This is a genomic window from Armatimonadota bacterium, from assembly GCA_035527535.1.
Lineage (GTDB): Bacteria > Armatimonadota > Hebobacteria.
The window spans coordinates 1-6,842 of sequence record DATLAK010000174.1 but is presented as its reverse complement, the minus strand read 5'-3'; the positions used below and the strand labels follow the sequence as shown (position 1 = coordinate 6,842).

Sequence of the window (6,842 nt, the reverse complement as noted above, 5' to 3'; positions counted from 1 at the left end):
ATGCGCCGCGCGCTGCAAGCGGCGGCGCTGCTCGCCTGGATTTTCTCGCTCATGGGCAAAAACGCCCTTCGTCGAAAAACAGACGTGCTCGCACGCTTGCGCCATCCGTTGCTTCAAGAAATGGCCGGAGTATAGGCTAGTCCGCGTCAGCGGATCCGGCTGGCGGCAGGCGCATCGGCTGCAGCACCGGCGCCGGTCGCGCGAGAGCGCGTTCCATGGGCACGCGGTGGTGCTTGATCCAGAGATCGTCTGCGCTCGCGATGTCGTTCTCGATCATCACCGTGTGCAGTTGCCCGCGAATGCTGGGCGCTCGACCCGCGTCGAGATCCCAGATGTCGAAGCCCTCAAGCTCCTGGTAGTTGGGGGACCCGAAGCTGTAGCGAATGTAGATGCGCCCCACCTTGACCCCGGAGCGCGCATCGAAAACGAGGATTCCTCCGCTGGATGAACCCGTATCGGATACCAGGTACACCAGGCCGCTCACCGCCGAGAACGCACCCCCTTGCACGTGGTTGACGGAGGTGCGCTGCCCGAACTCATCCAGCAGGTCGAAGCGGCGCGACGCCCCGAGGAGGAGCCGGCCCTCGCGGAACTCGAAGGCATACCCGTGGAGCTGAGAGACGTCATAGAAGTCCGAACTGTACAGCCTGTGGTCGAACGGGTTCACGGCACACCACGGGGCGTGCTTGCCTTGTGTCGACTCGATCTCCGTGTCGGTGACGTAGGACAGCGTCGAGGTGTCGAAGACGACGATTCGGGGGAAGCGCCGCTCGCCTGACTGCTCCAGCGGCACCAAGAGGTGATTCCCCTGGCAGTCGGGATCCCCGAAGTGGTCATAGCCCAGGTCGCGAAGATGGCGAGGCAGGGCGGCGGTCACGATGCCCCTCGCAGGGTCAGCGCGAGGGGCGTCCCGGTTCAGATCCTCGGTGACGGGGAACTTCCAGATGCGCGCCATCTGCGTGACAAACCAGTTGCCTGCGTCATGCGCGAGTCCCTGGCAGTCACTGCTCCAGCCAGGCTCCCGATTGCGCGGGTAGTCGCCGAGGAAGTCATAGGTGAAGGGCGGGCCCGTCACCGCAATCGTCTTCAAGGTTCCGTACGCCGGCCCGCGGCCACTGAAGTTGTGGATGCTTGCCGTCCACGTCCTGCCGCGACTCACATCCTCGGCCGTGACCGTGTACTCCAGCTTGAGGACGCTGCCGCCATCTTTGCGGGCATAGGCGCCCGTTCTTCCGGGCCCGTTCAGGATCAGCGCGAGTCGCCCCGGCCCGGTGGTCCAGTTCGCGGCCAGGCGGATCGTTGCGGGCGCCGTCACCTCGAGCTCCAGACTCGCTTGGCTGTCCAGCGCGGCCGTCAGGGTGAACGGCCGCTGTGTGAGCGAGGCTGTCGCCTCAGCCGGCGTGGTGCACCACCAGCCAAGACAGAGCACAGCCAGCAGCGAAGCACAATGGGCGAGAAGAGCGTTGACGCGGGGATTGCAGCGCAGCGGTGGGAAGCATGCTCCCGTCATGGCGTATTCCTTCACGGTCCTGGCCGGCGTCGCCGCCACTAACCCTTCGCGATTCAGATTGCGCATCGCCGTGATTCGTCCCGCCGCGTCGTAGTCCTTCTCGGCCAACGCGCCGTTGCCGTCGGTCGTCGAGAGTGCAGCGGGTAGTGACACATTCAATATCAACCGACTTCGCCGCTGTCCGCCGAGAGGCGGTCTAACGTCGTCTTGAGCAATCGGCGCGCCTGGGCGGCATCGCACTTGCCGACCACCAGCGCCAGGTAGCGCCCGGCGCGCACGGCGCGTACCGGCCGTTCTTCGCGGCCGAGGCCCAGAAAGCGTTCGTCCCCCAGTCCCGCCAGGGCCGCCTCCTCAGCGCGCCCGTCGTAGGTCTCTTTCAATCGCTCCCACAGCTTGCGCGCCGCCGCCTCATCGCCCGCGCGCACCAGCGCCAGGGTGCATCGGCTTTCCCCGGCCCCGTAGTCCGCCAGCATGGCGTTGGCCAGGAAGCCGTGCCCCAGCACATTGCGCGCGACGTACTGCGGCGCCGCGGTCCGCCCCTGCGCCGGCAGCGCCGCGGTCCACGCCGGAAGCTGCGAGGAGCCGGTCAGTCCACCCGCGAGGTCGCGCGCGAAGTCAACCACCGTCGCGATCGGCGGCCGCCCGGCGCCGGTGGCGGTCACGCGCACGAAATACCGCGATTTCCAGAAGAACACGGCCTCGTTCGCGATGATGACCCCCTGCGCGCCGACCTCGACCGGGGGTGAATCGCTGCCCCGCAACTGGCTGAAGACGCCGAAAGCGTTGATCGGCGCCCCCTGGTCGAAGATCTCGGCCTCCACCGTGGCCGATCCCACCGGGTAGCGCGCCGTCACCAGCCCCTGCGCATCATACGACAGGAAGAGGTCGGCCTCGCCGTCAATCGCCTCGTACATGGTGTCGGGCAGGTAGGTGCGGGGCGCGGGTTTCCCGGCAGCGGAGGCCGGGGCTGCCTGCTCGAGGACGCGGGCCGCAGCCTGCAGTCCGGCCGGAGCGGAGGGGGTCGCGACGGAGGGCGGCGACGGCGCTGGGCGACGGGTGCAGCCCGTGACGGCCGCCGCGCACAGCGATGCAACCATTGCTGTGCTCACCAACCAGCGGCAGGTCACGGGTTGCTCCCTTCGCGCCCCCACTGGCGGTGCATTCCTCAGGCGCCTCGCCGCCCCCTGCAACCAGGGAGGGCATCGGCGCGACAGGAGTCCCGCACCGCGCCCGGAAATCTCCCCCAGAGACGGCGACAACCCGATGGAAGGCCGGTCGCCACGCCAGGAGAGAACGATGTCGAAAGAACCCACCACCGAGCACGATCGTGATGCCAGGCGCCTCACCCGGCGGGACTTCCTTGGCGTGTCGGCGGGAGCGGCGGGAGCGGCAGCGACGGGCGGGCTGGGGGCGCTGGTCACGGGATGCGCGTCCGCGGACCGGCGCGTCACCTCCCTTGCTCCACCACGGCAGGCCACACCGGTCGAACGTGCGAAAGCCCCCGTGGGACCGCTGCCGAAGCGCACGCTGGGGCGCACCGGACTCAAGATCACGGCCTTCAGCATGGGCGCCATCGGCGCCAACGTTGACGTGTTCAAGGCCGGCCTCGACCGCGGGGTCAACTTCATCCACTGCGCGCAGGGCTACGGCACCCTCGACCGCGTGGCGACCGCCATCGCCGGGCGGCGGCCGCGGCCGCTACTAGGGCTCAAGTACGAGCGCGCGGGCGCCGTGGACTGGGACCACCTCAACCGTTCCCTGGAAGCGTTGAAGGTGGATCACGTGGAGGTCCTGTTCTTCCCCCTCAATACGCCGGAGGCGGCGCGCGACCGTGCGCACCTGGAGTTCTTCAACCAGGTGAAGCGGCAGAAGAAGGCGCGCTTCATCGGCCTGACCTCCCACTCCAACGTGGCGCCGACGCTGCAGGCCGCGATCGCCGCCGGGTTCTGGGATGTGCTCATGCCGTCATACCCTCCGTCGCCCCAGGCGCGCGGCGCGCTGCGGCCGGTGCTGGAGCAGGCCGCGAAGAAGAAACTGGGTGTGGTGGCGATGAAGACCATCGGCGGCATCGCCCCCAATGCGCTGGCGGAGATGCGCACTGCGGCCGCCCAGGTGCTCGCCGACCGCACCGTGACCACGCTGTGCAAGGGGGTGCTGACGTTCGAGCTCCTGGACGCCTGCCTGGGGGCCGCGACCGCCAAGCCGACGCGCGCCGAGAGCACCGCCCTGCGCGAGCACCTGGTGGCCCGGCAAGGAGAGACGTGCTTCCTGTGCGGCGGCTGCCCGCCCTGCCCGCGCGGAGTCAACATCTTCGAGGTCGTGCGCGACCTCGACTACTATTATGCGCAGACGGGATGCCCGCAGTTCGCGCGCGCGCAGTACCGCGCCCTGCCGGCGGCGCAGCGCGGCGGCGCCTGTGACGACTGCGGGGAGTGCGCCGCGGCGTGCCCGCACGGGGTCAACATCGCCCGCCGTGTGCGCGCCGCTGAATTGGTACTGGCCTGAGGCCCCGCGCCGTGGGGTGGTAGGGGGCAGCCGGGCACCGATGGGAGGCGCCGGTTGCATGTTCTTCAGCCCCGTTGCGGTCAGGCCCAGGGTTGCGCTGCGTTGACGCTCGGGTGGCACTGTGGTATGATTACGGCGAGGCTCCGGGGAAAGGATGGTGCAGGCGATGAAGCTGATACCTGTCCGCGGCTACTCTGAGGCCGATTACCCGTGTCTCGCTGATTACGTCAGGCGACAGCGTAGAGGGCGGCTGATCTCGAGGCTGGCGCTCGCTGCCGGACTGGCCGCGCTGGCCGTGCAGTTGAGCGGCTGCACCATCTCGAGCTAGACCCGGCGGAAACGCAGCGGCTCGCCGATGGACGTCATCCTGCATCTCACGCAGGACTGCCAACTCGCCTGCGTCTACTGCTATGGCGGACGCAAGCGGGCCTGCGCCATGGCCTGGGACACGGCCCGGCGCGCAATTGATTTACTGTTCGATCACTCCAGCGCAGAGATGCCTTCCAAGCTCACCTTCTTTGGGGGCGAACCGCTCCTTGAGTTGCCGCTGCTGAAGCGGTGCGTTGACTACGCGAAGGCCAGGCGTGCAGATACGGGCCACCCGCTCCGACTCGAGGTGGCGACCAACGGCCTGGCGGCGGACGCAGCCACCATCGAGTACTGCCTGTCGCAGGAGATGGAGGTCACGCTGTCCTTCGACGGCGTAGCGGCGGCCCAGGATGCCACCCGCCGCTATGGCAACGGCGGCTCCAGCTTCGCGGACACGCAGGCCGCCATGCATCGGCTCCTGCCGCATTTCCCGGAGCTCGCGATCTGCGCGGTCGTAAGCCCGGAAAACGTGCAATACCTGCCGTTGAGCATTGACTTCTTCCTCGCCGCGGGGGTTCGGCGACTGATGCTGAATCCGAACTTCTTCGCGCGCTGGGGCGACAGCCAGCTCGACCTCTGGCGGCGCGGTTACGAGCACGCGGCTGGGCGCTTCATAGAGGAATATCGCTGCGGACGCGCGGTCAACGTGGGCTTCATCACGGCCAAGGTCGTCACCCATCTCAAGGGCGGCTACGATCTGTGCGACTGCTGCGATTTCGGACAGAAGGAGATCGCGGTCGCCCCCAGCGGAAACATCTACCCGTGTCAGCGCATGGTGGGCGAGGATGTGGGGGAGCTGGGGCTGATGGGGGACGTCTTCACCGGGATGAACCAAGCGGTGTGTGAGCAACTGGCCGATGCTCGGCAGGCCCGTAACCCGGAGTGCCTACAATGCGACCTGCGGCGCCGGTGCCGCAACTGGTGCTCATGCGTGAACCACCGCTTGACCGGCAGGTTCGACTGCACCGGCCCCCTCGTCTGCTTTCACGAGCGGATGGCGATCGCGATCGCGGATCGCACCGCCTCCCAGCTCTTCCGCGAGAACAACCCGACTTTCCTGCAGACCTTCTACCCTGAAACTCCCATCAGCCCGGAATGGCTGTGAGCGGCCTCCCTGGAGAAGGGGGAGCCGGGCCGGCTTCTCGCCCGCCCGCGCAAGCCCTCCACAGCTCTCGTCCCTGTGCCCAGCCTTATTACGCTTGCATCCCCCCACTCGCGCCGGCGGGCGCAGAGGCGTCTATCGGCACGAAGAGGCGGCAGGTCCAGCTCGCGTCATCCCACATCCCGCACGTGTGGAAGATGGTGTGCGCAATCAGGCGATGCCCGTACTCGTTAGGGTGGAAACCGGCGTTGAGCAGTCCGCCCACGATCGGCCCCAGCGCGCGCCACGCCGACCAGTGATCCACCAGCGCCACGCCCAGCTCTCTCGCCGCCGCGCGCGTGGCCTCGACGTACGCCGGCAGATGCGCCATCGCCGTGCGCAAGCCGTCCGCCGGCGCGCCGTAGTGGGCTTCCACCATGTGCTCGGCCTCCACCGGCAGCCCGGGAACGGCGGTCTGGACGACGAGATCCTCGATCCCCTGGCGGCGGCATTCCCCGATGACCGCGGCGTAGTCCTGGGCGAAGCGCGCGATTCCGTCCGGCCCGGCGCCGGCGTCATTGGTGCCGAACATGAGGAAGACCCGGTCGGGGCGAAAGCGGAGAATGCGCTCCTCGATGCGCGGCGCCAGCTTCGCCACGGTCCAACCCGCCACCGCGGTGTTGACGACGACGTCCTCGGTGCGCCCCAGCTCCCACAGTCGTTCGCGGAAAAGCCCGACATAGTCGCGCCAGCCGCGGGTGAACACGGCGCCTTGGGTGATGCTGTCGCCCGCGAAGAGCCAGGTCAGCGGGCGTTCAGATTGCCACAGGGGCCGCATCGGGTTCATCTCCTGCTCCGGCGCCCACGGCTACGGGCGGGCGTGGGCGCGCAGGCGGCGCTCGATCTCGCGGCGGGCGCGGTCGAAGACCGCCTTCATGCGGAGGTGCCGCTCCTCGTCGTAGCGCACCGACAAGGTGTCGAGGTAGGTCAGGCCGCCGTCAATCAGGGTCAGCATGTAGGCGGCGTCGACGGGGCTGAACATCTCCGCGCCGCCGACGGCGACATAGACCGGCGAGGTGTGCGCCCCCAGGTGCATGGGCCAGCAGTGGTGCACCCGCAGGCGGCTGCCGCAGCGGGCGGCGATCCACGAGCTGCGGGTGATCGGCACCGCGGCTTTGAGCGCCAGCCGCCGCGCGCCCTTGCCCTCCCGCGTGGCAGCCACGACGCGGCCGTTGACCACAATTTCCAGGGCGTGTATGGGCCACAGTGAGGTCGCCTCCGCAGCGACCTCGAGCGTGCCCCCACCCGCCGGCAGGCGCATCTCATCGCCGACCTCGCGTCCCTCGACTTGCATGGTGATGAGCGGGCCGGAGGTGG

General features: G+C 68.5%; 7 protein-coding genes. 3 read left to right on the top strand and 4 right to left on the bottom strand.

The features are described 5' to 3' along the window. Positions 1–136: 136 nt before the first annotated feature. Positions 137–1,663, bottom strand: coding sequence for a hypothetical protein (locus tag VM221_12430; GenBank protein ID HUT75626.1), 1,527 nt, complete (start codon positions 1,661–1,663; stop codon positions 137–139). Positions 1,664–1,671: 8 nt separating this feature from the next. After that, entirely contained in the window at positions 1,672–2,607 is a 936-nt protein-coding gene (locus VM221_12425; protein ID HUT75625.1) for a DUF6599 family protein, read from the bottom strand. 199 nt (positions 2,608–2,806) lie between these two features. Between VM221_12425 and VM221_12420 the strand changes: the two genes are divergently transcribed. The 3 genes from VM221_12420 (at position 2,807) to VM221_12410 (ending at position 5,489) form a co-directional block, all read left to right on the top strand. Beyond that, a complete protein-coding gene (locus VM221_12420) occupies positions 2,807–4,015 on the top strand; it encodes a twin-arginine translocation signal domain-containing protein (protein HUT75624.1) in 1,209 nt (402 codons plus the stop codon). Positions 4,016–4,181: 166 nt separating this feature from the next. Further along, positions 4,182–4,343, top strand: coding sequence for a hypothetical protein (locus VM221_12415; protein ID HUT75623.1), 162 nt, complete (start codon positions 4,182–4,184; stop codon positions 4,341–4,343). A gap of 27 nt (positions 4,344–4,370) precedes the next feature. Next, entirely contained in the window at positions 4,371–5,489 is a 1,119-nt protein-coding gene (locus tag VM221_12410) for a radical SAM protein (protein HUT75622.1), read from the top strand. Between the two features lie 88 nt (positions 5,490–5,577). On the opposite strand, the gene VM221_12405 is transcribed toward VM221_12410, so the two are convergent. Together VM221_12405 and VM221_12400 are read right to left on the bottom strand one after the other, a co-directional pair. After that, positions 5,578–6,312: an SGNH/GDSL hydrolase family protein gene (locus VM221_12405; protein HUT75621.1), complete on the bottom strand. Its 735-nt coding sequence runs from the start codon at positions 6,310–6,312 to the stop codon at positions 5,578–5,580. A gap of 21 nt (positions 6,313–6,333) precedes the next feature. Continuing rightward, the coding region (locus VM221_12400) for a hypothetical protein (protein ID HUT75620.1) at positions 6,334–6,842 on the bottom strand (509 nt) is incomplete at its 5' end.